The organism is Enterobacter sp. Crenshaw, from assembly GCF_024734705.1.
GTDB lineage: Bacteria > Pseudomonadota > Gammaproteobacteria > Enterobacterales > Enterobacteriaceae > Enterobacter > Enterobacter asburiae_B.
In genome coordinates this window covers 842619-867914 of sequence record NZ_CP102932.1, presented here as the reverse complement: position 1 = coordinate 867914, position 25296 = coordinate 842619, and the positions used below count along the sequence as shown (strand labels likewise).

Here is a 25296-nt window from a genome sequence, read left to right as displayed (position 1 = left end):
TCATGAGTTCCTTGAAGGAAGGGACGAGTGAGTGGCCGCGTGTTCAAACAGCGCGCGGCGGCGCAGAAAGGCGGCGGATGGCGGTGCGATCTGAATAACGCTGCGATCGCGGTTGATCTCCTGCCAGCGGTGGCAGGCAACCTGACGTCCGCCGTCGAGCACCTGATTGATCGGCTCAACCTGGCGGCATTCATCGGTGACGTACGGGCAGCGGGTGTGGAAACGGCAGCCGGACGGCGGGCTGGCCGGGTTGGGCAGATCCCCCTGCAGCAGCGGCGCATCTCGCTCAACGCCCGGCTGCATCTGCGGTGCCGAGGCAATCAGCGCCTGGGTGTAGGGGTGCAGCGGCGCGTCAAAAATCTCGTCGACGGTGGCAAGCTCGACGATTTGCCCGAGATACATGACCGCCACGCGGTCGCTCATATGGCGGATCACCGCCAGACCGTGGGCGACAATCACCATCGTCAGCCCCAGCTGGTGCTTCAGGCTCTCCAGCAGATTAACCACCTGCGCCTGGACGGACACATCCAGCGCGGATACCGGCTCATCGCCCAGCAGCAGCTTCGGCCCGGAAGCCAGCGCACGCGCAATGCCGATACGCTGGCGCTGCCCGCCGGAAAACTCGTGCGGATAGCGCCCGGCCCAGGCGGCAGGCAGGCCCACGGTTTTAAGCAGCTCGGCAACGCGGTACTGGCGATCCGCTTTTTTCATGTTCTGATGCAGCCACAGCGGCTCCCCGACGATTTGCTCCACCGTCATGCGCGGGTTGAGCGAGGCGAAGGGATCCTGAAAGATGATTTGCAGCTCGCGCCGGAGCTGGTTCAGGCGGGCACCGGAGGCGTCGGTGATCTCCTCCCCCTGATAAAACACGCGCCCTTCGCTGGCGGCCAGCAGGCGCAGCAGCAGACGACCGAGCGTAGATTTCCCGGAGCCGGACTCGCCGACGATCGCCAGCGTTTCGCCCGGCATCACGGCAAGCGAAACGCGATCGACCGCCGTGACAAACCGTGCCGGAGTAAAGAGCTTTTTGGGGCCGGGGAAAAGCTTGCTGAGGTCACGGGCTTCAAGAATGGGCGTGGTCATGCGATTTCTCCCAGGGCAATGTGCTGTTCGAGCGGTACGCGGAAGCAGGCGACCTGATGGCCCGCGCCGAGCGCGGTGAGCGGCGGTTTTTCAGCATGGCAGCGCGACTGCGCAAACGGGCAGCGGGTGGCAAAACGGCAGCCTTTCGGCATGGATTCCGGGAGCGGGACCGCGCCGGGAATGGTGGAGAGCTGGCCCTTGCGTGCGCCCAGCGAGGGGATCGACCCCATCAGGCCGATGGTGTACGGGTGCTGCGGGTCGGCGAATATTGCCTCCACGCTCCCCTGCTCCACCACCTGCCCGGCATACATCACCGCGACCTGCTGGGCGACTTCTGCCACAACGCCTAAATCGTGGGTGATCATCAGCACCGCCGTGCCGGTTTCCTCTTTTAAGGCGTTGAGCAAGGCGAGGATTTGCGCCTGGATGGTGACGTCGAGCGCTGTGGTCGGCTCGTCGGCAATCAGCAGTTTGGGGTGGTTAATCAACGCCATCGCAATCATCACGCGCTGGCGCATGCCGCCGGAAAGCTGGTGGGGATATGCTTTCAGGCGCATCTCTGCCGCCGGGATCTGCACCTTCTCGAGGATCTGCAGCGCGACCTTCATCGCCTCTGCGCGCGAGACGTTCTGGTGTCGCATAACCGCCTCGCTCAGCTGATCCCCCAGCGTGAACGCCGGATTGAGCGAGGTCATCGGCTCCTGAAAAATCATCGCCAGCTCGCTGCCGCGCAGATCGGCATACTCCCGCGGTGAGAGCTTTCGCAGATTGTGGCGGCGAAACTGCATCTCACCGCTGACAATCTGCGCGCTGGCGGGCAGTAATCCCATCAGCGCCAGGGAGGTGATACTTTTCCCGCAACCTGACTCCCCCACCAGCGCCAGCGTTTCGCCCGCCCTGACGGTCAGCGAGATACCATCAAGCACGCTAACCGGCGAGCCAGCAAACGTAACGTTGAGGTTTTGCACTCGCAATACGGGTGTGGCGTCCTTAAAGGGTATTGTCGTCATGGCGTGAAGTCGTCCTCAAGGTGGATCGCCTGAATCAGGGCGGTTTGCAGGCTGAGCAAGTGTTCGCGCATGGCGGCCGCGGCTTCATTAGGCTGGCGATGGATAATCGCAGACATGATCTTATGGTGGTGGTCGTTATAGCTGTCGACGCGTTCGGGGGTGCGTGCCAGCTCGCGCAGATGCTGCCAGCCCGGTTCGCGCCGAACGGCATCAATGGCATCAAACAGGCCGAGCATCAGACGGTTGCCCGCCGCCTCGGCAATCGCCCGGTGAAAGGCGCTGTCCCAGAGTTCGTTGAGATCGCGGTCGTCCGGACTGACCTTGTCGATGCGTTCCAGCATGCGCTGCATGAGCGCGAGGTTTTCCCTGGTGGCACGCAGTGCCGCAAGCCGGGCTAAGCCGGGTTCGAGCTGCAGACGAGCTTCCATCACTTCCAGAAGGTTGGTTTGCTGAACCAATCCCTGAAGGGCCAGCGGTTCAACAGGTGCCGCCGGGCCAATAAAGGTCCCTTTGCCCTGCTTACGCCAGATGCGCCCCTCTTCTTCCAGCACGTCTAGCGCACGACGTACTTCACGTCGTCCTACGCCGAGAGTGTCCGACAGCTCACGTTCCGTGGGCAGCGGTATGCCTGGTGTTGACTCATGCTGGTTGATAAGCCCGCGCAACTGCTCAAGCGCGGTGCTGGAATTGGCCAGAAACCGTGACGGTTTTTCCATATTGGTTCGCTCGCTTTCATCATGACTTTATTTTTATTAACGATAAGTTATTGATATGGAATGAAGCTTATCGTGCTAATGATTAAGCAATAACCAAACCAATACGAAATTGGTTCGGTATATTTTTGGAAAGCAGGAGATAACCAGATGATTCTGCGTGAATTATTTTTACAGAAAGAAACATTCTGAATGAGGTGCGAAGAGAGAAGTGATGGAGAAATGCACAATTACAGTGCAAATAATGCACCATATCCGTGCAATTGTTAATAAATTGCACTATGAGTATTAACTTTTTGTTAACGATAAGGGGGGAGAATGAGATTACTGAAGGCTGAAACGACGAAAGCCTGAATCATTTCTGATTCAGGCTTTCTGAATAGTGGCGGAACGGACGGGACTCGAACCCGCGACCCCCTGCGTGACAGGCAGGTATTCTAACCGACTGAACTACCGCTCCACTGTTCCCGTTTGGGGAACGAGGCGCATATTACGGTGCGCCTCCGATCTCGTCAACGCTTTTTCTCACGTTTTGAATCGTTTGCTGCAAAAATCGCCCAAACGATGATTTTACAGGCATTAAGGCGTTTTTTCAGGCGCGCCACAAACAGCTGCCGCCCTTCTTCTGGACCAGATCAAGCCGGGATTCGTGGTTAAGAAGCTCTTCGTCACTGGCTAAAATAACCCGCAACCGACTGGCCTGACGGACAACACGCTGAATGCCCGCTTCGCCTTGCGTCTGCTGGGATTCATTTTCCATACTGAACTTCATTGACGTCTGCCCGCCGGTCATCGTCAGATAGACATCGGCCAGGATCTGGGCATCGAGCAACGCTCCGTGGAGCGTTCGCTTGGTATTGTCTATCTCGTAGCGCGAGCAGAGTGCATCCAGGCTGTTACGCTTGCCGGGGAACATCTTCCTTGCCAGCGCCAGGCTGTCCGTCACCTTACAGAAGGTGTTCGTCTTCGGAATATCACGATTAAGCTTGCTGAATTCATAATCCATAAAGCCGATATCGAACGATGCGTTATGGATGACAAGCTCGGCACCCTTGATGTATTCCAGGAACTCGTCAGCGACATCCGCAAAAGTCGGCTTATCCAGCAAGAACTCATCGGCAATCCCGTGAACGCCGAATGCTTCCGGATCCACCAGCCGATCGGGTTTGAGGTAGACGTGGAAGTTGTTCCCCGTAAGACGACGGTTCACCACTTCAACGGCACCGATCTCGATGATCTTATGCCCTTCGTAGTGCGCGCCGATCTGGTTCATACCGGTGGTTTCGGTATCGAGGACAATCTGGCGAGTAATTGCAGTGCTCATAGCGGTCATTTATGTCAGACTTATCGTTTAACTGAACGTTTCGAATACAGGAAGTCTACCAGAGATGCGTAAACAGGTAGAAATTTTCACCGATGGATCTTGTCTCGGTAACCCAGGACCCGGCGGCTACGGCGCGATTATGCGCTATCGCCAGCACGAAAAAACCTTTAGCGAAGGCTATTTTCTGACCACCAACAACCGGATGGAGTTGATGGCGGCCATCGTGGCGCTGGAGGCGTTAAAAGAACATTGTGACGTGGTGCTAAGCACCGACAGTCAGTACGTGCGTCAGGGGATCACCCAGTGGATCCATAACTGGAAAAAACGCGGCTGGAAAACCGCCGATAAGAAGCCGGTCAAGAACGTCGATCTCTGGAAACGTCTTGATGCTGCGCTGGGCCAGCACCAGATTAAGTGGGAGTGGGTTAAAGGCCACGCAGGCCACCCGGAAAACGAACGCTGCGACGAACTGGCGCGTGCTGCGGCATCCAATCCCGCACATGAAGATGCGGGCTATCAGCCCGACGTCTAATCGGTTTTTTTGTACTGCCGCGTGGCGCCCACGGTCTGGCGGATGGGCGTTTTCGACTTGCTCTGCTTCATGGGGTTAAGCGTAAGGGGAATGGTTCGCTTACGCGCAACGATAAACTGCAAACAGCCCAACGCGGGGAGATGGGTGCTCAGTACCACGCCCCCCTGCCGCGCCCAGGGCAGCACCTGAAAACCACCGTAGCAGAGCACTTCAAAATTCAGCAGTGAAAGCCAGTCGAGCTGACGCATCATCGTGAACATCCGGCTGTTGTAAGGTGGAGTCCGGCGTAGCACCGGTACTAGCTTACGCAGGCCCATCAGGCTTAGCGGATTGAATCCGCTAAGTACCAGCCAGCCGTCATCAATCAGCACGCGATCGGCTTCGCGAAGCAGACGATGCGGATCGCTGCACCAGGGTAGCGTATGAGCGAGCAAACATGCATCGACGGATTTTTCCGCAAACGGCAGATGCAACGGGTCTGCTTTCACCTGAACCGGCGATCCGCCGAGAGAGACGTTAACCTGATGCGAGATAGCGCAGCTTTCGGTATTGATTTCCGCGCTGAGATTGCCAATCTTAAGCAGGTGAAAGCCATACATTTTCGCGAGCCAGGGCTTCAGCTGCTGTTCTAACGCTTCGCGATAGTATTCACCCCAGGGCAATTCCGCCCAACGTTCCGGTGCTGCGACAGTCTGAGGTATCCTTGCCGGTTTCATCAAAACACCCGCCACGCTCTAAGAGGTAATGTATGAATCTTATCAGTATTCCAGCGTTTCAGGACAATTACATCTGGGTTTTGGTTGACGACGATCGCCGCTGCGTCATTGTCGATCCCGGAGAATCCGCCCCTGTACTGCACGCCATAAAAGAGAACGGCTGGCAGCCAGAAGCCATTCTGTTGACGCATCATCATAACGATCACACTGGCGGCGTGCCTGAACTGCGCGCTCATTTTCCGCATCTTGTGGTTTACGGACCGGCAGAGGCACAAGATAAGGGAATCACGCATGTAGCCGAAGAAGGCGAAAATATCCTCATACGCGAGTGGGAGTTTTCCGTATTTGCCACACCAGGTCACACTTTGGGACATCTGTGTTTCTACAGTAAGCCTTATCTTTTTTGCGGCGATACGCTGTTCTCCGGAGGCTGCGGAAGACTGTTTGAAGGCACGCCAGCTCAAATGTATCAGTCTTTACAGAAGATTAACGCGCTACCCGATGAGACGCTCATTTGTTGCGCCCATGAGTATACATTAGGAAATATGAAGTTTGCAGTGAGCCTCTTACCCGAGGATCGAGCGATTCAGGATTATTATCACAAAGTGAAGGAGTTACGTGCAAAAAACCAAAAAACACTCCCCGTAATTCTGAAAAATGAGCGCCAAATTAATTTATTTTTACGCACAGATGATATTGATTTAATTAATAAAATTAACCAAGAAACAAATTTGCAACAACCAGAACAACGATTTGCATGGTTAAGGTCAAAGAAAGATAACTTCAGATAATTGCGGGTTGCCTTTTCAAAATTTCGCCGTTATCATCGCTCGTCTTTTAAGCAACTATTGACACACACATGAAGGCAAAAGCGATATTACTCGCCTCTGTCCTGCTTGTAGGTTGCCAGTCGCAAAACGGCAGCAACGTACAACAGCACGCACAGAGCCTTTCTGCAGCTGGTCAAGGGGAAGCAGGGAAGTTTGCAAGTTCGGCGCGCTGGATGGACGATGGAACATCTTACGCGCAGGATCAAGACTTGTGGACCTCTATTGGCGACGAGCTAAAGATGGGAATTCCGGAAAATCCCCGGATTCGCGAACAGAAACAGAAGTATTTAAGTAATAAGAGCTATCTCCACGATGTAACGTTACGGGCAGAGCCGTATATGTACTGGATAGCCGGGCAAGTTAAGAAACGTAACATGCCTATGGAGCTGGTACTCCTACCCATAGTGGAGAGCGCTTTTGACCCACACGCGACGTCTGGCGCCAATGCCGCAGGCATTTGGCAGATCATTCCGAGCACCGGGCGAAACTATGGTCTGAAACAGACCCGCAACTATGATGCGCGTCGCGATGTTGTCGCTTCAACGACAGCCGCTCTCGACATGATGCAACGTCTGAACAAGATGTTTGACGGCGACTGGCTGTTAACGGTCGCAGCGTATAATAGTGGCGAAGGTCGTGTACTGAAGGCAATGAAAGCGAATAAAGCACGGGGTAAATCCACCGATTTTTGGTCGCTCTCACTGCCACAGGAAACAAAGATTTACGTACCGAAAATGCTGGCATTGAGCGATATTCTCAAGAACAGCAAGCGTTACGGTGTACAACTGCCAACACCAGACGAAAGTCGTGCACTGGCGCGTGTTCGCCTCAGCAATCCAGTTGATATTCAACAGGTTGCTGATATGACGGGTATGTCGGTAAGTAAATTGAAAACCTTTAATGCTGGCGTTAAAGGCTCAACCCTGGGGGCAAGTGGCCCGCAGTATGTAATGGTTCCGCAGAAACATGCCGAGCAGTTACGTGAGTCTTTAGCTTCTGGTGAAATCGCCGCCGTTCAGTCAACGCTGATCGCGGATGCATCATCAGTTAACAGCCGCAGCTATAAGGTTCGTTCAGGTGATACGCTTTCGGGCATCGCGTCACGTCTTGGCGTGAATGCGAAAGATCTGCAGCAGTGGAATAATCTGCGCAGTTCCGGCCTGAAAGTGGGTCAGACTCTGACGGTAGGTGCAGGTAGCAGCGCACAGCGTCTCGCCAGCAACAGCGATAGCATTACCTATCGCGTGCGCAAGGGCGATTCACTGTCCAGTATCGCAAAACGGCACGGCGTGAACATCAAGGATGTGATGCGCTGGAACAATGATACTGACAATCTGAAACCTGGCGACCAGCTGACGCTGTTTGTGAAGAACAGCGCGACGCCAGACTCCTGATAGCACGATCGAAAGATAAAAAGGCACCGATTCCCCTCGGTGCCTTTTTTGTTTATTCCGCTTTTTGCGCTTCAGCCATGATGGTATCGCTGGTAAACGAGCCATCGTCCTGCAGTTCAAAGTACGCCTTTACCTCCGCGGACGCACTCTCCTGATACAGTCTGATCGCCTGGCTCAATGCTTCCGGGGTGCGCATACGCGCGATCCAGGAGCTGAACTCCAGCGGTAAACGATCGGTAATCAACGCGCGCGCGATCAGCCCCGCTTCAGTGATAAGCGACAACCACTCTCCGCTGGCGTAATTTTGCACGTGCGAGGTATCGCGCAGCGCTTCTACCGTCTGCAGCCAGATATTGCGCACCGGGTGTCCGGGAGACATCACATCCATAATGATGAAGGTGCCGCCCGGCTTCAGAACACGTTTGACCTCGCGCAATGCCTGGCCGACATCGTGCCAGTGGTGCGCGGAATAACGGCTGATCACCACCTCAAACGATGCATCATCGAACGGTAAGGATTCGGCATAGCCCTGGCGCGTATCGATGTTGTTCAGCCCTTTCGCTTTTGCCGCCCCGGCAACGACGTCCAGCATCTGGCTGGATAAGTCATACGCGGTAACGTGCGCGACCCGCTGCGCAGCCGTAAAGCTGGCATGCCCTGCCCCGCAGCCTAAATCCAGCACGTGCGCCTGCGGGAACGCCGCCAGACGTTCACCGAGACGCACCAGATCGCGGCCAGAAGCATGCACGGCACTGCTCAGATAGGCACTTGCCTGAGAACCAAACTGTTTTTCTACGTTGTCATGATGGGAGCGTGTTGTTGTCATCGTACTGTCCTTTGTGAGTGAAAAATAAAGGGCAGCACCCGCACAGGCCTGCCCCACGGCAGACCTGACACACCATTATTTATCAGGTTTGCCGGGACTGAATTCGACTAGTAGAGGGTTATGATCCGAGGCGCGCGTCACCAGGACCGAGGCATCATGCACGCTCAAACCACGATAGAAGACAAAATCGAGAGGACGACCAAAGGCTTTTTTGCGCTGGTCATCGCTAAAACGAACTTCACGCAGCGACATTTCGCGCGCAAAGCGATACAGCGCATTCATGCGCGGACGGCTCCAGGCATTGAAATCGCCGGCCATAATGATGGGCCCGCTGTGATGGGCAATCTGATCGCCGATCGGAAGTAACTGCTTACTGTAGACATCCACGCCCAAGCTGAAGTTTACCGCGTGGATATTCACGACCATCAGCATTCGGGTATCCGGCAGCGGATAGACCGTCACCAGCGCCGATTTTGCCAGACGCAGGATAGGTTCACGTTCGCGCAGTGGACAGCAATAGACCGGATGTGCTGCTGAAAGCGTCATCACACCTGAGGGGTGTTGTGGCAGGACAAACGCAGGCACCTGGTCGGCGGCAAGATAGTTCGTGGTGGCAAAGCGTACCAGTTCAGGGGTGGTTTGTGCCTCCTGGAGCAGAACCAGGTGGGCATCTTTTCCAAAATTCTTGAGCACCGATAACCATTCGGCACGCTGCTGCTTAAAGATATTCCACACCAGTACACGGATTTTCTCATCACTGCTTAACGGTGTGCCGGCGGGTAATGCCTGGCTTATGCTCGCAAATGACCCCGGAGGCAAGATCCTCTCCGCGGGCATTCCGGCAACATAACGCATGGCATAGGTATTTTTTCGCACTTTTGGAAACAGCCTCTGTAACATGAACCAGCCCGGAAAACGGACTGGTTCTAATGTTATAGGGACTTTAGGTCATACTTTCAACGCAATTTCTGAGAAACCGCTTTCCAGTTTTGTAAGCAAGCACTTACTGATGTTACCCCAGCGCGACCCGGGCTGGCTTATCGAGACGTCCACTCAGGCCAATCAGCAGGAAGGCGACCAGGACAATCACCGCGCCAATCCACGGAGTCTGGGCTAATCCAATATGCGCTACGGTTTGTCCGCCAATGATGGAGCCCAGCGCAATGCCGATATTAAATGCGGCAATGTTCAGACCGGACGCCACATCCACGGCATTTGGCGTATAGAGCTCGGCTTTCTGGACAACGTAAACCTGAAGCCCGGGGACATTACCAAAGGCAAAGATCCCCATGACCAGCACAGTGACCAGCGCGGCGTAGTGTACCGAAGCCGTGAACTGGAAAATCATCAGCAGAACCGCCAGGGCGGCGAAGATGAATTTCAGAGCCGATACCGCACCATGCTTATCTGCAAGCTTGCCGCCCCAGATATTGCCAACGGCAACGGAAATACCGTATCCCAGCAAAATCCAGCTCACGGCATTGGGTGAAAAGCCTGCCAGGTCCTGCATCATCGGCGCCAGGAAGGTGAAAGCCGTGAATACGCCGCCATAGCCCAATGCAGTTACCGCGTAGATAATCAGCAAACGCGGATGCGTGAGCACCTTCAGCTGATCGCGCAGGCTGGCGCTCGCCCGGCCTGGGATATTCGACGGTACCAGCAGCAGGCTGGTCACCAGGGCGATGGCACCCAGTAAGGAGACGGCAAGGAACGTTTCACGCCAGCCGAAGTGTTGTCCGATAAACGTTCCCAGCGGTACGCCCGTAACGAGTGCAACGGTCAGTCCACCAAACATGATCGCAATCGCTGAAGCCGCTTTCTCTTTGGGCACCAGGCTGGTTGCAATGGTGGAACCAATCGAGAAGAACACGCCGTGTGCAAGGCCGGTTAACAGACGCGCAATCACCAGCGTGGTGTAGTCCGGCGCCTGCCAGGCCAGAATGTTGCCAGCGGTGAACAGCACCATCAGCGCGACTAACAGCTGCTTACGCGGAAAACGTCCGGTCAGGGCCGTCAGCACTGGCGCACCGACGGCGACGCCCAGGGCGTAGATAGACACCAGCAATCCGGCGGAAGGCAACGAGATCGCAAGCTGGTTAGCAATAGTGGGAACCAGACCCACGATAACAAATTCGGTCGTGCCAATTGCGAAGGCACTGATCGTCAGGGCAAGTAGCGCCAGTGGCATAAAATACTCCGTATCATCAGGATTAAGATGACAGGCAGTATGCGCCAGTGCTTAAATAACAAAAATGGTCAAAATCTCAATAGAATTTTGCAGGTGGTGCAAAAATGAAAGCAACATCGGAAGAGCTGACAATCTTTGTCGCCGTCGTTGAAAGCGGCAGCTTTAGCCGCGCGGCCGAACAGCTGGGTCAGGCTAACTCAGCCATCAGCCGTTCGGTAAAAAAACTGGAGATGAAGCTTGGAGTGAGTCTGCTTAACCGAACGACGCGGCAGCTGAGCCTGACGGAAGAAGGAGAGCGTTACTTCCGCCGCGTGCAGTCGGTACTGCAGGAGATGGCTGCAGCAGAGACGGAGATTATGGAGACCCGCAGCACGCCGCGTGGATTGCTGCGCATTGATGCGGCCACGCCGGTGGTGCTTCACTTTCTGATGCCGCTGATCAAACCTTTCCGCGAACGCTATCCGGAGATGACGCTATCGCTGGTCTCCTCAGAGACGTTTATCAACCTCATCGAGCGGAAAGTGGATGTGGCTATCCGGGCGGGAACCCTGACAGATTCAAGCTTGCGTGCCCGCCCTCTGTTTGCCAGCTACCGCAAAATTATCGCATCGCCAGAGTATATTGCCGAACATGGGAAACCGGAGACGGTTGAAGATTTGAAGCAGCATCTGTGCCTTGGCTTTACGGAGCCGGTGTCGCTGAACACCTGGCCTGTCGCCTGTCATGATGGTCAACTTCATGAAATTACCTGCGGATTATCCTCAAACAGCGGGGAAACGCTGAAGCAGCTGTGTCTCGAAGGAAATGGTATCGCCTGCTTGTCAGACTATATGATTGACAAGGAGATAGCCCGGGGTGAACTGGTGGAATTGATGGCCGATAAACGCCTGCCGGTCGAAATGCCTTTTAGCGCGGTGTATTACAGTGACAGAGCGGTGAGTACGCGCATTCGTGCCTTTATTGACTTCCTGAGTGAACATATAAAAACAGCTCCCGGAGGAGCTGTATGAGGGTTCAGGTTACAGAGGGCGGGTCAAACTTAATCCCAGTCAGGAGCTAAACCTTCCGGGCTTACCAGGCGATCGTTGCACTCCAGCGCTGCGATCGCTTTTTTATCGTCTGCATCCAGATGAAGATCCGCTGCTAACAGGTTGCTGGCCAGGTTTTCACGCTTAGTCGATGATGGGATCACGGCATAACCTTCACCCATTGCCCATGCCAGAATGACCTGCGCAGCAGTCGCGTTATGTTTCTCTGCGATACGCGTAATCACTTCATCTTTCAGCGCCTTACCGTAGGCCAGCGTCATGTAGGAGGTGATGTGGATCCCGTGCTGTTTTGCCCAGTCCACGACTTTGCGGTTTTGCAGGTATGGCGACAGCTCAATCTGGTTAGTCGCAATATTTTCTGCGCCAACAGCAGCAATGGCTTTTTCCATCAGCGGAATGGTGAAGTTGGAGATCCCAATTTCGCGGGTTAAGCCCTGCTCTTTCGCCTCCAGCAGCGCCTGCATGAATTCTTCTACTGAGACGGCATCATTCGGTGAAGGCCAGTGGATAAGGGTCAGATCTACGTAGTCAGTACGCAGTTTTTTCAGACTCTCTTTCAGGCTAGGGATCAGCTTATCTTTGCTGAGATTCTCAATCCAGATTTTCGTGGTGATAAACAGTTCGTTACGCGGTACACCACTCTCTTCGAGAGCTTGTCCAACGGCAGCTTCGTTTTCATAGATCTGTGCCGTATCAACTGCACGATAGCCCAGTTCGAGTGCGGTTTTAACCGATGCGATAACAACGTCGTCTTTCAGGCGGAAAGTGCCCAGACCAAATGCAGGGAGAGTCATACTATTCCTCAATCATTATGTTCGTAAACTGAGGAAGATTATCGCTGGCGTTGTTATAGAGAAAAAGATCGCAAAACGCAGAGGATTTTTGCTAATTTCGCAATAATTAAAGGTCAGATAAGAAAAAAGCCCTGAGCGTAAGCTCAGGGCTTTTAATAAGTGGCGGAACGGACGGGACTCGAACCCGCGACCCCCTGCGTGACAGGCAGGTATTCTAACCGACTGAACTACCGCTCCACCGAAGACTGCTGTAACCACCGGATTTATGCACCGGCTTACTACTTAATTTGATGCCTGGCAGTTCCCTACTCTCACATGGGGAGACCCCACACTACCATCGGCGCTACGGCGTTTCACTTCTGAGTTCGGCATGGGGTCAGGTGGGACCACCGCGCTAAAGCCGCCAGGCAAATTCTGTTAATCTGTATCAGGCTGAAAATCGTGTCTGTCTCATCCGCCGAAACAGCTTCGGCGTTGTAAGGTTAAGCCTCACGGTTCATTAGTATCGGTTAGCTCAACGCATCGCTGCGCTTACACACCCGACCTATCAACGTCGTAGTCTTCAACGTTCCTTCAGGACCCTTAAAGGGTCAGGGAGAACTCATCTCGGGGCAAGTTTCGTGCTTAGATGCTTTCAGCACTTATCTTTTCCGCATTTAGCTACCGGGCAGTGCCATTGGCATGACAACCCGAACACCAGTGATGCGTCCACTCCGGTCCTCTCGTACTAGGAGCAGCCCCCCTCAATTCTCCAGCGCCCACGGCAGATAGGGACCGAACTGTCTCACGACGTTCTAAACCCAGCTCGCGTACCACTTTAAATGGCGAACAGCCATACCCTTGGGACCTACTTCAGCCCCAGGATGTGATGAGCCGACATCGAGGTGCCAAACACCGCCGTCGATATGAACTCTTGGGCGGTATCAGCCTGTTATCCCCGGAGTACCTTTTATCCGTTGAGCGATGGCCCTTCCATTCAGAACCACCGGATCACTATGACCTGCTTTCGCACCTGCTCGAGCCGTCACTCTCGCAGTCAAGCTAGCTTATGCCATTGCACTAACCTCCTGATGTCCGACCAGGATTAGCTAACCTTCGTGCTCCTCCGTTACTCTTTGGGAGGAGACCGCCCCAGTCAAACTACCCACCAGACACTGTCCGCAACCCGGATCACGGGTCTACGTTAGAACACCAGCCATTAAAGGGTGGTATTTCAAGGTCGGCTCCACGCAGACTGGCGTCCACGCTTCAAAGCCTCCCACCTATCCTACACATCAAGGACCAGTGTTCAGTGTCAAGCTATAGTAAAGGTTCACGGGGTCTTTCCGTCTTGCCGCGGGTACACTGCATCTTCACAGCGAGTTCAATTTCACTGAGTCTCGGGTGGAGACAGCCTGGCCATCATTACGCCATTCGTGCAGGTCGGAACTTACCCGACAAGGAATTTCGCTACCTTAGGACCGTTATAGTTACGGCCGCCGTTTACCGGGGCTTCGATCAAGAGCTTCGCGTTGCCGCTAACCCCATCAATTAACCTTCCGGCACCGGGCAGGCGTCACACCGTATACGTCCACTTTCGTGTTTGCACAGTGCTGTGTTTTTAATAAACAGTTGCAGCCAGCTGGTATCTTCGACTGATTTCAGCTCCACCCGCAGGGGCTTCACCTACATATCAGCGTGCCTTCTCCCGAAGTTACGGCACCATTTTGCCTAGTTCCTTCACCCGAGTTCTCTCAAGCGCCTTGGTATTCTCTACCTGACCACCTGTGTCGGTTTGGGGTACGATTTCGTGTTACCTGATGCTTAGAGGCTTTTCCTGGAAGCAGGGCATTTGTTACTTCAGCACCGTAGTGCCTCGTCATCACACCTCAGCGTTAATAAGGTACCGGATTTACCTGGAACCTCCGCCTACATGCTTAAACCGGGACAACCGTCGCCCGGCTAACATAGCCTTCTCCGTCCCCCCTTCGCAGTAACACCAAGTACAGGAATATTAACCTGTTTCCCATCGACTACGCCTTTCGGCCTCGCCTTAGGGGTCGACTCACCCTGCCCCGATTAACGTTGGACAGGAACCCTTGGTCTTCCGGCGAGCGGGCTTTTCACCCGCTTTATCGTTACTTATGTCAGCATTCGCACTTCTGATACCTCCAGCATGCCTCACAGCACACCTTCAACGGCTTACAGAACGCTCCCCTACCCAACAACGCATAAGCGTCGCTGCCGCAGCTTCGGTGCATGGTTTAGCCCCGTTACATCTTCCGCGCAGGCCGACTCGACCAGTGAGCTATTACGCTTTCTTTAAATGATGGCTGCTTCTAAGCCAACATCCTGGCTGTCTGTGCCTTCCCACATCGTTTCCCACTTAACCATGACTTTGGGACCTTAGCTGGCGGTCTGGGTTGTTTCCCTCTTCACGACGGACGTTAGCACCCGCCGTGTGTCTCCCGTGATAACATTCTTCGGTATTCGTAGTTTGCATCGGGTTGGTAAGCCGGGATGGCCCCCTAGCCGAAACAGTGCTCTACCCCCGAAGATGAGTTCACGAGGCGCTACCTAAATAGCTTTCGGGGAGAACCAGCTATCTCCCGGTTTGATTGGCCTTTCACCCCCAGCCACAAGTCATCCGCTAATTTTTCAACATTAGTCGGTTCGGTCCTCCAGTTAGTGTTACCCAACCTTCAACCTGCCCATGGCTAGATCACCGGGTTTCGGGTCTATACCCTGCAACTTAACGCCCAGTTAAGACTCGGTTTCCCTTCGGCTCCCCTATACGGTTAACCTTGCTACAGAATATAAGTCGCTGACCCATTATACAAAAGGTACGCAGTCACACCACGAAGGTGCTCCCACTGCTTGTACGTACACGGTTTCAGGTTCTTTTTCACTCCCCTCGCCGGGGTTCTTTTCGCCTTTCCCTCACGGTACTGGTTCACTATCGGTCAGTCAGGAGTATTTAGCCTTGGAGGATGGTCCCCCCATATTCAGACAGGATACCACGTGTCCCGCCCTACTCTTCGAGTTCACAACCTGTGTGCTTTCGTGTACGGGACTGTCACCCTGTACCGTGCGACTTTCCAGACGCTTCCACTAACACACAAGCTGATTCAGACTCTGGGCTGCTCCCCGTTCGCTCGCCGCTACTGGGGGAATCTCGGTTGATTTCTTTTCCTCGGGGTACTTAGATGTTTCAGTTCCCCCGGTTCGCCTCGTTAACCTATGTATTCAGTTAACGATAGTGTGACGGATCACACTGGGTTTCCCCATTCGGACATCGCCGGGTCAAAGGTTCATATCACCTCGCCGGCGCTTTTCGCAGATTAGCACGTCCTTCATCGCCTCTGACTGCCAGGGCATCCACCGTGTACGCTTAGTCGCTTAACCTCACAACCCGAAGATGTTTCACTTCATGATTGCGAAAATTTGAGAGACTCGAACACACCATTAAAGATGTGTCGTTTCAATTTTCAGCTTGATCCAGATTTTTAAAGAGCAAAACTTCGCAGTGCACCTTTTCAGGTTCACTCTGAAGTTTTCTTGTGTTCGCAGTAAAAGATGGTGGAGCTATGCGGGATCGAACCGCAGACCTCCTGCGTGCAAAGCAGGCGCTCTCCCAGCTGAGCTATAGCCCCATCGTTTGCAATCTCTGTACCGCTCATCCTTTAAAAGGAGTTTGGTAGGCCTGAGTGGACTTGAACCACCGACCTCACCCTTATCAGGGGTGCGCTCTAACCACCTGAGCTACAAGCCTGCAGAGATTTTTACTGCTGTTTTTTCATCAGACAATCTGTGTGAGCACTACAAAGGCAGGTTCTTTAAGGTAAGGAGGTGATCCAACCGCAGGTTCCCCTACGGTTACCTTGTTACGACTTCACCCCAGTCATGAATCACAAAGTGGTAAGCGCCCTCCCGAAGGTTAAGCTACCTACTTCTTTTGCAACCCACTCCCATGGTGTGACGGGCGGTGTGTACAAGGCCCGGGAACGTATTCACCGTAGCATTCTGATCTACGATTACTAGCGATTCCGACTTCATGGAGTCGAGTTGCAGACTCCAATCCGGACTACGACGCACTTTATGAGGTCCGCTTGCTCTCGCGAGGTCGCTTCTCTTTGTATGCGCCATTGTAGCACGTGTGTAGCCCTACTCGTAAGGGCCATGATGACTTGACGTCATCCCCACCTTCCTCCAGTTTATCACTGGCAGTCTCCTTTGAGTTCCCGGCCGAACCGCTGGCAACAAAGGATAAGGGTTGCGCTCGTTGCGGGACTTAACCCAACATTTCACAACACGAGCTGACGACAGCCATGCAGCACCTGTCTCAGAGTTCCCGAAGGCACCAATCCATCTCTGGAAAGTTCTCTGGATGTCAAGAGTAGGTAAGGTTCTTCGCGTTGCATCGAATTAAACCACATGCTCCACCGCTTGTGCGGGCCCCCGTCAATTCATTTGAGTTTTAACCTTGCGGCCGTACTCCCCAGGCGGTCGACTTAACGCGTTAGCTCCGGAAGCCACGCCTCAAGGGCACAACCTCCAAGTCGACATCGTTTACGGCGTGGACTACCAGGGTATCTAATCCTGTTTGCTCCCCACGCTTTCGCACCTGAGCGTCAGTCTTTGTCCAGGGGGCCGCCTTCGCCACCGGTATTCCTCCAGATCTCTACGCATTTCACCGCTACACCTGGAATTCTACCCCCCTCTACAAGACTCTAGCCTGCCAGTTTCGAATGCAGTTCCCAGGTTGAGCCCGGGGATTTCACATCCGACTTGACAGACCGCCTGCGTGCGCTTTACGCCCAGTAATTCCGATTAACGCTTGCACCCTCCGTATTACCGCGGCTGCTGGCACGGAGTTAGCCGGTGCTTCTTCTGCGGGTAACGTCAATCGACAAGGTTATTAGCCTTATCGCCTTCCTCCCCGCTGAAAGTACTTTACAACCCGAAGGCCTTCTTCATACACGCGGCATGGCTGCATCAGGCTTGCGCCCATTGTGCAATATTCCCCACTGCTGCCTCCCGTAGGAGTCTGGACCGTGTCTCAGTTCCAGTGTGGCTGGTCATCCTCTCAGACCAGCTAGGGATCGTCGCCTAGGTGAGCCGTTACCCCACCTACTAGCTAATCCCATCTGGGCACATCTGATGGCAAGAGGCCCGAAGGTCCCCCTCTTTGGTCTTGCGACGTTATGCGGTATTAGCTACCGTTTCCAGTAGTTATCCCCCTCCATCAGGCAGTTTCCCAGACATTACTCACCCGTCCGCCGCTCGTCACCCGAGAGCAAGCTCTCTGTGCTACCGCTCGACTTGCATGTGTTAGGCCTGCCGCCAGCGTTCAATCTGAGCCATGATCAAACTCTTCAATTTAAGTTTGATGCTCGTGAATTAAACTTCGTAATGAATTACGTATGTTCACTCAGAGACTTGGTATTCATTTTTCGTCCTAGGACGTTAAGAATCCATGTCACTTTGAGTGCCCACACAGATTGTCTGATAAATTGTTAAAGAGCAGTGCAACGCGGCTTTCGCTCACCGTTGCGAGGTGGCGTATATTACGCTTTCCTCTTTCAGAGTCAACCCGTTATTTCAGGATTTTTCTCTTCAACCGACCGCGTTGTCTGTGAAGTGATTCACATCCGCCGTGTCGATGGAGGCGCATTATAGGGGGCCGCCGAGGAATGACAAGCGGAAAAATGCATTTTTATTTCAACCGCTCATCTTTTCGCCAAAAAGGCTATTTTTGGTGCTTTCTAATCTCTTTTGGCAGTTCGGCCAGACTATTAATCACCCAATCCGCTGCATTTTCTGCTTCTGGCGTCACTGGCTTACCGGTGCGAACTAATATTTTGGTTCCTACACCCGCTGCTGCTGCTGCCTGCATATCTTCCAGTTTATCGCCGACCATATAAGAAGCAGACATATCAATGTGCAGGAACTCCTGTGCAGAGATGAACATCCCGGGATGCGGCTTACGGCAGTCGCAGGTCTGACGATACGCATCAATGGTTCCCTGCGGGTGGTGCGGACAATAGTAGATGCCGTCGAGATCCACACCGCGGTCGGCTAGCGACCAGTCCATCCATTCCGTCAGCGTCTCGAACTGCGCCTCGGTGAATTTACCGCGTGCAATACCGGACTGGTTCGTCACAACCACCAGCGCATAACCCATCTCTTTCAGCTGGCGCATGGCATCTATTACGCCCTCGATAAACTCGAACTCATCAATCTCATGAACATAACCGTGATCCACATTAATAGTGCCATCACGATCGAGAAAAATTGCGGGTACTGATTTTGCCACCGGTTTGCTCCTGAAAAAGGCATGTTCGACTAGTATCTCATGAATCGCAGCGCAATAAAGTGCTCATCGTACAGAGTTGGATTGATTTAGACGTCTGGATGCCTTAACATCCGTTTTGTTTACGGTCATCACCCGTATCTGGCAGAAGAAAATGCCACGGCTAACTTACATACGATAAAAATAATCTAATGATTAAACTTTCCAATATCACCAAAGTGTTCCAGCAGGGGAACCGAACCATTCAGGCGCTGAACAACGTCAGCCTGCATGTTCCTGCTGGTCAAATTTATGGCGTCATTGGCGCATCGGGTGCAGGTAAAAGCACGCTGATTCGTTGTGTTAACCTGCTTGAGCGCCCAACCCAGGGCAGCGTAGAAGTTGGCGGCCAGGAACTTACCGCCCTCTCAGAGAAAGAACTCACCAAAGCGCGTCGTCAGATTGGCATGATCTTCCAGCACTTTAACCTGCTGGCTTCCCGCACCGTGTTCGGCAACGTTGCCCTGCCGCTTGAGCTGGATAATACGCCAAAAGAAGAAGTGAAGCGTCGCGTCACCGAACTGCTCGACCTCGTGGGTCTGGGCGACAAGCATGATAGCTACCCGGCAAATCTGTCCGGTGGGCAAAAGCAGCGTGTGGCCATTGCCCGCGCGCTGGCAAGTAATCCTAAGGTACTGCTGTGCGATGAAGCCACCAGCGCACTGGATCCGGCAACCACGCGTTCGATTCTGGAACTGCTGAAAGACATTAACCGTCGCCTGGGCCTGACGATCCTCCTTATTACGCATGAGATGGACGTGGTGAAACGCATCTGCGACTGCGTGGCGGTCATCAGCAACGGTGAACTGATCGAGCAGGACACGGTAAGTGAAGTCTTCTCGCATCCGAAGACGCCGCTGGCACAGCAGTTCATCCAGTCCACGCTGCATCTGGATATTCCGGAAGATTATCTGGAGCGTTTGAAAACCGAACCCGCAGCAGACAGCGTCCCGATGCTGCGCATGGAGTTCACCGGTCAGTCCGTTGACGCACCCCTGCTTTCCGAAACCGCGCGTCGCTTTAACGTGAACAACAACATCATCAGCGCGCAGATGGATTACGCCGGTGGCGTGAAGTTCGGCATCATGCTGACAGAAATGCACGGCACACAAGAAGAAACCCAGGCCGCGATTGCCTGGCTGCAAGAACACCACGTAAAAGTAGAGGTACTGGGTTATGTCTGAGCCGATGATGTGGCTGCTGGTTCGCGGCGTTTGGGAAACGCTGGCAATGACCTTTGTCTCTGGCTTCTTTGGTTTTGTGATTGGCCTGCCCGTCGGCGTACTGCTGTACGTGACGCGTCCGGGTCAAATCATTGAGAACGCGAAACTGTACCGTACGCTCTCTGCGCTGGTGAACATCTTCCGTTCTATTCCCTTCATTATTCTGCTGGTGTGGATGATTCCGTTTACCCGCGTGATCGTCGGAACGTCTATCGGTCTGCAGGCGGCCATTGTTCCGCTGACCGTGGGGGCTGCGCCGTTTATCGCCCGTATGGTGGAAAACGCCCTGCTGGAGATCCCAACCGGTTTGATCGAAGCCTCACGCGCGATGGGCGCAACGCCGATGCAGATCGTCCGCAAAGTCCTGCTCCCGGAAGCACTGCCAGGCCTGGTGAACGCGGCAACCATCACGCTCATCACGCTGGTCGGTTATTCCGCAATGGGTGGCGCAGTTGGCGCTGGCGGTTTAGGCCAGATTGGTTACCAGTACGGCTATATTGGATATAACGCTACCGTGATGAATACCGTTCTGGTATTGCTGGTTGTTCTGGTTTATTTAATCCAGTTCTCCGGCGATCGCATCGTCCGGACCGTTACTCACAAATAACGTTACACACAACACAAACTCTACGAGTTAAGGATAAAACATGGCGTTTAAATTAAAGACCTTTGCAGCAGTAGGCGCGCTGATCGGCTCTCTGGCACTGGTGGGTTGCGGTCAGGACGAAAAAGATCCAAACCACATTAAAGTGGGCGTTATCGTGGGTGCAGAACAACAGGTTGCTGAAGTTGCTCAGAAAGTGGCGAAAGAGAAGTATGGCCTGGACGTTGAGCTGGTGACCTTCAACGATTACGTTCTGCCGAACGAAGCGCTGAGCAAAGGCGATATCGACGCTAACGCCTTCCAGCATAAGCCATACCTGGATCAGCAGATCAAAGATCGTGGCTATAAACTGGTGGGTGTTGGTAACACCTTCGTTTATCCAATTGCCGGTTACTCTAAGAAAATTAAATCGCTGGACGAGCTGCAGCCGGGCTCTCAGGTTGCCGTGCCTAACGACCCAACCAACCTTGGCCGTTCCCTGCTGCTGCTGCAGAAAGTGGGCCTGATCAAACTGAAAGACGGTGTTGGCCTGCTGCCAACCGTTCTGGATGTCACCGAGAACCCGAAAAATCTGAAAATTGTTGAACTGGAAGCACCGCAGCTGCCACGTTCTTTGGACGATGCGCAGATTGCCCTGGCCGTGATCAACACCACCTATGCCAGCCAGATTGGCCTGACGCCGGCTAAAGACGGTATCTTCGTTGAAGATAAAGACTCCCCGTACGTTAACCTGATCGTGACTCGCGAAGACAACAAGGACGCGGAAAACGTGAAGAAATTCGTTCAGGCTTATCAGTCTGATGAAGTTTACCAGGAAGCCAACAAAGTGTTTAACGGCGGCGCTGTTAAAGGCTGGTAATCTCACCTCAGTGTAATATCATCAGGACGGGCTTATGCCCGTCTTGTCATTTGTGCAGTCAACTGATTCAATATCTGACGTTTTGATTATCCATTGAGGAACTATTATGCGTGCTTTACCGATCTGTCTTTTAGCACTCATGCTGAGCGGCTGTTCTATGCTAAGCAGATCTCCCGTTGAACCTGTTCAAAGCACGGCAACCCCGCCAAAAACAGAGCCTGCAAAACCGAAAGTGGTTCGCCCTGCGCCGGTTCGCATTATCACGAAAGCAGACGAACTCGTCGGTAAACCGTTCCGTGAATTGGGCGAAGTGAGCGGCGAATCCTGTCAGGCTACCAATCAGGACTCACCACCGAATATTCCGACAGCGCGTAAACGTATGCAGATTAATGCCGCAAAAATGAAAGCCAACGCGGTTCTGCTGCACAGCTGCGAAGTCACCAGCGGCACGCCGGGCTGCTACCGTCAGGCGGTTTGCATCGGTTCTGCGCTGAACATCACGGCGAAATGAGTGCATTTCAGTTCGAGCAGATAGGCGTTATCCACTCTCCTTATAAAGAGAAGTTCGCCGTCCCCCGCCAGCCCGGTCTGGTCACCAGCGGAAGCGGTGAGCTTCACCTGATTGCGCCTTACAATCAGGCCGATGCGGTACGCGGGCTTGAGGCTTTCAGCCATTTATGGGTGGTGTTCGTATTTCACCAGACGATGGAAGGCGGCTGGCGTCCGACCGTGCGCCCTCCTCGTCTCGGCGGAAATGCGAGAATGGGCGTGTTTGCAACTCGCTCGACCTTCCGCCCAAACCCGATTGGAATGTCGCTGGTTGAACTGAAAGGCATACGCTGCCAGAAAGATCGGGTGATACTGGAGTTAGGTAGCCTGGACCTGGTAGACGGCACGCCGGTAATCGACATCAAACCCTATTTGCCCTTCGCCGAAGCGCTCCCGGACGCGCGTGCAAGTTATGCTCAGGACGCACCGCAGGCGGACATGCCTGTTTATTTTACGCCAGAGATAACCGCGCAGATCGGCCAGCTGGAGAAACGCTATCCTCGCTTACGGGATTTCATCACTGAAGTTCTGGCACAGGACCCTCGTCCGGCCTACCGTAAAGAAGAGGAAGAAGGAAAAACGTACGCCGTCTGGCTGCTCGATTTCAACGTTCGCTGGCGCGTCACCGGGGCAGGTTTTGAAGTGTTTGCCCTTGAACCCAGGTAATTTTGTTCTCCTCTCTTTTGGCATCTTTGCCACACTGGTAAACTAAACCACTTTTTTTGTGTCAGGCTGGTGTTTCAGCCTGTTCCAATCGTCGAAATGGAACCGTAACAACATGCGTACTAGCCAATATCTGCTCTCCACTCTGAAGGAGACGCCTGCCGACGCCGAAGTGATCAGCCATCAGCTGATGCTGCGCGCCGGGATGATCCGCAAGCTGGCCTCCGGGTTATACACCTGGCTGCCGACCGGCGTGCGCGTCCTGAAAAAAGTCGAAAACATCGTGCGTGAAGAGATGAATAACGCCGGTGCTATCGAGGTGTCCATGCCTGTGGTTCAGCCCGCTGACCTGTGGCAGGAGAGCGGTCGTTGGGAGCAATATGGTCCTGAACTGCTGCGCTTTGTCGATCGCGGCGAGCGTCCGTTCGTTCTCGGCCCAACGCATGAAGAAGTCATTACCGACCTGATTCGTAACGAGCTGAGCTCTTACAAACAGCTGCCGCTGAACTTCTTCCAGATCCAGACCAAGTTCCGTGACGAAGTTCGCCCGCGTTTCGGCGTTATGCGCTCTCGCGAATTCCTGATGAAAGATGCTTACTCTTTCCATACCTCTCAGGAATCACTGCAAGAGACCTACGACGCAATGTACGCGGCGTACAGCAAAATCTTCTCCCGCATGGGTCTGGATTTCCGTGCTGTGCAGGCTGATACCGGCTCCATCGGCGGTAGCGCATCCCATGAGTTCCAGGTACTGGCGCAGAGCGGTGAAGACGATGTGATCTTCTCTGACTCTTCAGATTACGCGGCGAATATCGAATTTGCAGAAGCGCTGGCGCCAAAAGAACCACGCGGGGCGGCAACGCAAGAGATGACGCTGGTTGATACGCCAAACGCTAAAACCATTGCCGAGCTGGTTGAGCAGTTCAATCTGCCTGTCGAAAAAACCGTGAAAACGCTGCTGGTGAAATCCACCGAAGGCAGCGCTTACCCGCTGGTTGCCCTACTGGTGCGTGGCGATCACGAGCTGAACGAAGTGAAAGCCGAGAAGCTGCCGCAGGTAGCCAGCCCGCTGACCTTCGCAACGGAAGCGGAAATCCGCGCCGTGGTGAATGCGGGTCCAGGTTCACTGGGTCCAGTCAATCTGCCGGTGCCGGTTGTCATTGACCGCACGGTTGCTGCAATGAGCGACTTCTCTGCAGGTGCGAACATCGACGGTAAACATTACTTCGGCATCAACTGGGATCGCGACGTGGCGACGCCGGAAGTGGCTGACATCCGTAACGTGGTTGCAGGCGATCCAAGCCCGGACGGTCAGGGTACCCTGATGATTAAGCGCGGCATCGAAGTGGGTCACATCTTCCAGCTGGGCGATAAATACTCTCGCGCGCTGAACGCGGCGGTTCAGGGTGAAGATGGCCGTAACCAGATCCTGACCATGGGTTGCTACGGTATCGGGGTGACGCGCGTGGTGGCTGCGGCGATTGAGCAGAACTACGACGAACGCGGCATCGTCTGGCCGGACAATATTGCGCCGTTCCAGGTGGCCATTCTGCCAATGAACATGCACAAGTCTTACCGCGTGCAGGAGCTGGCCGAGAAGCTGTATGCCGAGCTGCGCGCTCAGGGTATCGAAGTGCTGATGGATGACCGTAAAGAGCGTCCAGGCGTGATGTTTGCCGATATGGAACTGATCGGTATCCCGCACACCGTCGTCATCGGCGACCGTAACCTCGACAGCGATGAGATTGAATACAAATACCGTCGCAGCGGCGAGAAACAGATGATCAAGACCGGCGACATTCTTGATTACCTGGTGAAAGCCATCAAAGGCTAAACAAAAACCCCGCTCAGGCGGGGTTTTTTAATGGCTCAGCGTCGGCTTATTTACTGTTACAGTCTTTACCCGCAACAAACTTCGCGTCTTTATCTGCCACCAGCGTTTTCACCATCTCCCCGCTATCCGGGTTTGGCTCCAGCGTAAAGTGACCGTCAACCGTCAGCAGTACCGGCTTACTGTCATTGCCGCGTGCCACAGCGTAATCACGTTCAAGCTGCGCATTGTTTGCCACGCTGACCTTCCTGCCGGTTGCGCAGTCGGTAAAGATCGCCGCATCCGCCATATAGAAGTACATCCCCCGCATTGCCATCGGCGTGGCAGGCAGAGCCGCTTTTACCGGCGCCAGCGTGTAGTTGAGCTGGGATTCAATCGGGTTGCCTTCGCGGTCGAGCATCTCCATCCCCTCGCCTTTGGCGCGGAAAAAGGTTTTCTCACCGGAGGTATCCGTCAGGACCAGCTTCTCTGCCGTACGCGCCCATGTTCCATAAGTGGCAAAAGAAGAAGGCTCTTTAGCGCCCTGATAGCGCTGATTCATCACCCAGGTGCCATCTTTTTGCAGGAACAGAGACGTTTCAATGCCTTCACAGTCCGCGCAAGGCAATACGCCGCGCCAGCTTTGCTGCATCGGTTTTAATTCTTCCGTTTGCGTGGCTTGTAAAACCTGCGTTTCGGAGCGGTTGTTACACCCAAAAAGCGCAAACAGCGTACTCACTGCCAGCGCTGACCATAATGCTTTTTTCACAATGAATTCCTTATGAAAAGTGTGTTCCC

At 54.0% G+C, this 25296-nt stretch carries 21 protein-coding genes, 4 tRNA genes and 3 rRNA genes; 10 read left to right on the top strand and 18 right to left on the bottom strand.

The genetic code is table 11. The annotated features are described in order from the left end of the window. From NWV12_RS04025 to dnaQ, 5 genes are all read right to left on the bottom strand, one after another. On the bottom strand, positions 1 to 1083 hold the full coding sequence (locus NWV12_RS04025) for an ABC transporter ATP-binding protein (RefSeq protein WP_039263859.1): 1083 nt from the start codon (positions 1081 to 1083) through the stop codon (positions 1 to 3). After that, positions 1080 to 2093 carry an ABC transporter ATP-binding protein gene (locus NWV12_RS04020; protein WP_048979298.1) on the bottom strand — a complete coding sequence of 338 codons (1014 nt, stop codon included), beginning with the start codon at positions 2091 to 2093 and terminating at the stop codon, positions 1080 to 1082. Before NWV12_RS04020 ends, NWV12_RS04025 begins: the two co-directional genes overlap by 4 nt. After that, positions 2090 to 2809 (bottom strand): FadR/GntR family transcriptional regulator, encoded by a 720-nt coding sequence (locus NWV12_RS04015; RefSeq protein WP_023334601.1) that lies wholly within the window; start codon positions 2807 to 2809, stop codon positions 2090 to 2092. Before NWV12_RS04015 ends, NWV12_RS04020 begins: the two co-directional genes overlap by 4 nt. 380 nt (positions 2810 to 3189) lie before the next feature. Continuing rightward, positions 3190 to 3266, bottom strand: a tRNA-Asp gene (locus NWV12_RS04010). A 132-nt stretch (positions 3267 to 3398) separates the two neighbouring features. Beyond that, a complete protein-coding gene (dnaQ, locus tag NWV12_RS04005) occupies positions 3399 to 4130 on the bottom strand; it encodes a DNA polymerase III subunit epsilon (protein WP_055703371.1) in 732 nt (243 codons plus the stop codon). 64 nt (positions 4131 to 4194) lie between these two features. Here dnaQ and rnhA point away from each other — a divergent pair, with 64 nt between their 5' ends. Further along, positions 4195 to 4662 (top strand): ribonuclease HI, encoded by a 468-nt coding sequence (rnhA, locus tag NWV12_RS04000; protein WP_023334599.1) that lies wholly within the window; start codon positions 4195 to 4197, stop codon positions 4660 to 4662. On the opposite strand, the gene NWV12_RS03995 is transcribed toward rnhA, so the two are convergent. Continuing rightward, positions 4659 to 5378, bottom strand: coding sequence for a class I SAM-dependent methyltransferase (locus NWV12_RS03995; protein WP_023310484.1), 720 nt, complete (start codon positions 5376 to 5378; stop codon positions 4659 to 4661). The genes rnhA and NWV12_RS03995 overlap by 4 nt on opposite strands. Before the next feature lie 32 nt (positions 5379 to 5410). Here NWV12_RS03995 and gloB point away from each other — a divergent pair, with 32 nt between their 5' ends. Both gloB and mltD read left to right on the top strand, forming a co-directional pair. Continuing rightward, complete coding sequence (gene gloB, locus NWV12_RS03990) at positions 5411 to 6169, top strand: hydroxyacylglutathione hydrolase (protein ID WP_048980846.1); 759 nt, start codon at positions 5411 to 5413, stop codon at positions 6167 to 6169. Between the two features lie 68 nt (positions 6170 to 6237). Beyond that, the gene (gene mltD / locus NWV12_RS03985; RefSeq protein ID WP_032661729.1) at positions 6238 to 7602 is read left to right on the top strand and encodes a murein transglycosylase D; all 1365 of its coding nucleotides are present in this window, start codon (positions 6238 to 6240) and stop codon (positions 7600 to 7602) included. A 52-nt stretch (positions 7603 to 7654) separates the two neighbouring features. Here mltD and NWV12_RS03980 read toward each other — a convergent pair whose 3' ends face one another. From NWV12_RS03980 to NWV12_RS03970, 3 genes are all read right to left on the bottom strand, one after another. Then, entirely contained in the window at positions 7655 to 8428 is a 774-nt protein-coding gene (locus NWV12_RS03980; protein WP_048980843.1) for a class I SAM-dependent methyltransferase, read from the bottom strand. A gap of 75 nt (positions 8429 to 8503) precedes the next feature. After that, positions 8504 to 9304, bottom strand: a complete 801-nt coding sequence (locus tag NWV12_RS03975; RefSeq protein WP_024909448.1) for an endonuclease/exonuclease/phosphatase family protein — start codon at positions 9302 to 9304, stop codon at positions 8504 to 8506. A 136-nt stretch (positions 9305 to 9440) separates the two neighbouring features. After that, the gene (locus tag NWV12_RS03970) at positions 9441 to 10616 is read right to left on the bottom strand and encodes an MFS transporter (protein ID WP_048980841.1); all 1176 of its coding nucleotides are present in this window, start codon (positions 10614 to 10616) and stop codon (positions 9441 to 9443) included. Between the two features lie 104 nt (positions 10617 to 10720). On the opposite strand from NWV12_RS03970, the gene yafC reads away from it, so the two are divergent. Then, positions 10721 to 11626 (top strand): DNA-binding transcriptional regulator YafC, encoded by a 906-nt coding sequence (gene yafC / locus NWV12_RS03965; RefSeq protein ID WP_047061177.1) that lies wholly within the window; start codon positions 10721 to 10723, stop codon positions 11624 to 11626. A gap of 29 nt (positions 11627 to 11655) precedes the next feature. Here the strand turns inward: yafC and dkgB are convergent, their stop codons facing one another. From dkgB to gmhB, 8 genes are all read right to left on the bottom strand, one after another. Next, entirely contained in the window at positions 11656 to 12459 is an 804-nt protein-coding gene (dkgB, locus tag NWV12_RS03960; RefSeq protein ID WP_048980839.1) for a 2,5-didehydrogluconate reductase DkgB, read from the bottom strand. A gap of 160 nt (positions 12460 to 12619) precedes the next feature. Then, positions 12620 to 12696 (bottom strand) — tRNA-Asp (locus NWV12_RS03955). A 55-nt stretch (positions 12697 to 12751) separates the two neighbouring features. Continuing rightward, positions 12752 to 12867: ribosomal RNA gene (gene rrf / locus NWV12_RS03950) — 5S ribosomal RNA — on the bottom strand. Between the two features lie 70 nt (positions 12868 to 12937). After that, a 23S ribosomal RNA gene (locus NWV12_RS03945) occupies positions 12938 to 15843 on the bottom strand. 172 nt (positions 15844 to 16015) lie between these two features. After that, positions 16016 to 16091 (bottom strand) — tRNA-Ala (locus NWV12_RS03940). A 42-nt stretch (positions 16092 to 16133) separates the two neighbouring features. Further along, positions 16134 to 16210: transfer RNA gene (locus NWV12_RS03935), tRNA-Ile, on the bottom strand. Between the two features lie 70 nt (positions 16211 to 16280). Continuing rightward, positions 16281 to 17820 (bottom strand): 16S ribosomal RNA (locus NWV12_RS03930). Together the 16S, 23S and 5S rRNA genes with 3 tRNA genes alongside form the textbook arrangement of a ribosomal RNA operon. Positions 17821 to 18187: 367 nt before the next feature. Beyond that, positions 18188 to 18754 (bottom strand): D-glycero-beta-D-manno-heptose 1,7-bisphosphate 7-phosphatase, encoded by a 567-nt coding sequence (gene gmhB, locus NWV12_RS03925; protein ID WP_048978979.1) that lies wholly within the window; start codon positions 18752 to 18754, stop codon positions 18188 to 18190. A 188-nt stretch (positions 18755 to 18942) separates the two neighbouring features. On the opposite strand from gmhB, the gene metN reads away from it, so the two are divergent. The 6 genes from metN to proS all read left to right on the top strand — a co-directional run bounded on the left by metN (position 18943) and on the right by proS (position 24522). Beyond that, complete coding sequence (metN, locus tag NWV12_RS03920) at positions 18943 to 19974, top strand: methionine ABC transporter ATP-binding protein MetN (protein ID WP_023310475.1); 1032 nt, start codon at positions 18943 to 18945, stop codon at positions 19972 to 19974. Further along, a complete protein-coding gene (locus tag NWV12_RS03915; protein ID WP_014168730.1) occupies positions 19967 to 20620 on the top strand; it encodes a methionine ABC transporter permease MetI in 654 nt (217 codons plus the stop codon). Before metN ends, NWV12_RS03915 begins: the two co-directional genes overlap by 8 nt. A 40-nt stretch (positions 20621 to 20660) precedes the next feature. Continuing rightward, entirely contained in the window at positions 20661 to 21476 is an 816-nt protein-coding gene (metQ, locus tag NWV12_RS03910) for a methionine ABC transporter substrate-binding lipoprotein MetQ (protein WP_014168729.1), read from the top strand. A 106-nt stretch (positions 21477 to 21582) separates the two neighbouring features. Beyond that, on the top strand, positions 21583 to 21987 hold the full coding sequence (gene rcsF, locus NWV12_RS03905; protein ID WP_008501883.1) for an Rcs stress response system protein RcsF: 405 nt from the start codon (positions 21583 to 21585) through the stop codon (positions 21985 to 21987). Then, on the top strand, positions 21984 to 22691 hold the full coding sequence (gene tsaA, locus NWV12_RS03900; protein WP_033144682.1) for a tRNA (N6-threonylcarbamoyladenosine(37)-N6)-methyltransferase TrmO: 708 nt from the start codon (positions 21984 to 21986) through the stop codon (positions 22689 to 22691). The genes rcsF and tsaA overlap by 4 nt, the downstream gene beginning before the upstream one ends. Positions 22692 to 22803: 112 nt before the next feature. Next, positions 22804 to 24522 carry a proline--tRNA ligase gene (gene proS / locus NWV12_RS03895; RefSeq protein ID WP_033144681.1) on the top strand — a complete coding sequence of 573 codons (1719 nt, stop codon included), beginning with the start codon at positions 22804 to 22806 and terminating at the stop codon, positions 24520 to 24522. Positions 24523 to 24568: 46 nt separating this feature from the next. On the opposite strand, the gene nlpE is transcribed toward proS, so the two are convergent. Next, positions 24569 to 25267 (bottom strand): envelope stress response activation lipoprotein NlpE, encoded by a 699-nt coding sequence (gene nlpE, locus NWV12_RS03890; RefSeq protein WP_048978980.1) that lies wholly within the window; start codon positions 25265 to 25267, stop codon positions 24569 to 24571. Positions 25268 to 25296 lie beyond the last annotated feature (29 nt).

Bases quoted from the DNA above. Each gene is read 5' to 3' on its own strand.
- NWV12_RS04025 (WP_039263859.1), bottom strand. From the start codon at position 1,083: ATGACCACGCCCATTCTTGAAGCCCGTGACCTCAGCAAGCTTTTCCCC.
- proS (WP_033144681.1), top strand. From the start codon at position 22,804: ATGCGTACTAGCCAATATCTGCTCTCCACTCTGAAGGAGACGCCTGCC.
- NWV12_RS03980 (WP_048980843.1), bottom strand. From the start codon at position 8,428: ATGACAACAACACGCTCCCATCATGACAACGTAGAAAAACAGTTTGGT.
- dnaQ (WP_055703371.1), bottom strand. From the start codon at position 4,130: ATGAGCACTGCAATTACTCGCCAGATTGTCCTCGATACCGAAACCACC.
- NWV12_RS03915 (WP_014168730.1), top strand. From the start codon at position 19,967: ATGTCTGAGCCGATGATGTGGCTGCTGGTTCGCGGCGTTTGGGAAACG.
- NWV12_RS04020 (WP_048979298.1), bottom strand. From the start codon at position 2,093: ATGACGACAATACCCTTTAAGGACGCCACACCCGTATTGCGAGTGCAA.
- metN (WP_023310475.1), top strand. From the start codon at position 18,943: ATGATTAAACTTTCCAATATCACCAAAGTGTTCCAGCAGGGGAACCGA.
- tsaA (WP_033144682.1), top strand. From the start codon at position 21,984: ATGAGTGCATTTCAGTTCGAGCAGATAGGCGTTATCCACTCTCCTTAT.
- NWV12_RS03995 (WP_023310484.1), bottom strand. From the start codon at position 5,378: ATGAAACCGGCAAGGATACCTCAGACTGTCGCAGCACCGGAACGTTGG.
- mltD (WP_032661729.1), top strand. From the start codon at position 6,238: ATGAAGGCAAAAGCGATATTACTCGCCTCTGTCCTGCTTGTAGGTTGC.
- rnhA (WP_023334599.1), top strand. From the start codon at position 4,195: ATGCGTAAACAGGTAGAAATTTTCACCGATGGATCTTGTCTCGGTAAC.
- NWV12_RS04015 (WP_023334601.1), bottom strand. From the start codon at position 2,809: ATGGAAAAACCGTCACGGTTTCTGGCCAATTCCAGCACCGCGCTTGAG.
- gloB (WP_048980846.1), top strand. From the start codon at position 5,411: ATGAATCTTATCAGTATTCCAGCGTTTCAGGACAATTACATCTGGGTT.
- dkgB (WP_048980839.1), bottom strand. From the start codon at position 12,459: ATGACTCTCCCTGCATTTGGTCTGGGCACTTTCCGCCTGAAAGACGAC.
- rcsF (WP_008501883.1), top strand. From the start codon at position 21,583: ATGCGTGCTTTACCGATCTGTCTTTTAGCACTCATGCTGAGCGGCTGT.
- NWV12_RS03970 (WP_048980841.1), bottom strand. From the start codon at position 10,616: ATGCCACTGGCGCTACTTGCCCTGACGATCAGTGCCTTCGCAATTGGC.
- yafC (WP_047061177.1), top strand. From the start codon at position 10,721: ATGAAAGCAACATCGGAAGAGCTGACAATCTTTGTCGCCGTCGTTGAA.
- metQ (WP_014168729.1), top strand. From the start codon at position 20,661: ATGGCGTTTAAATTAAAGACCTTTGCAGCAGTAGGCGCGCTGATCGGC.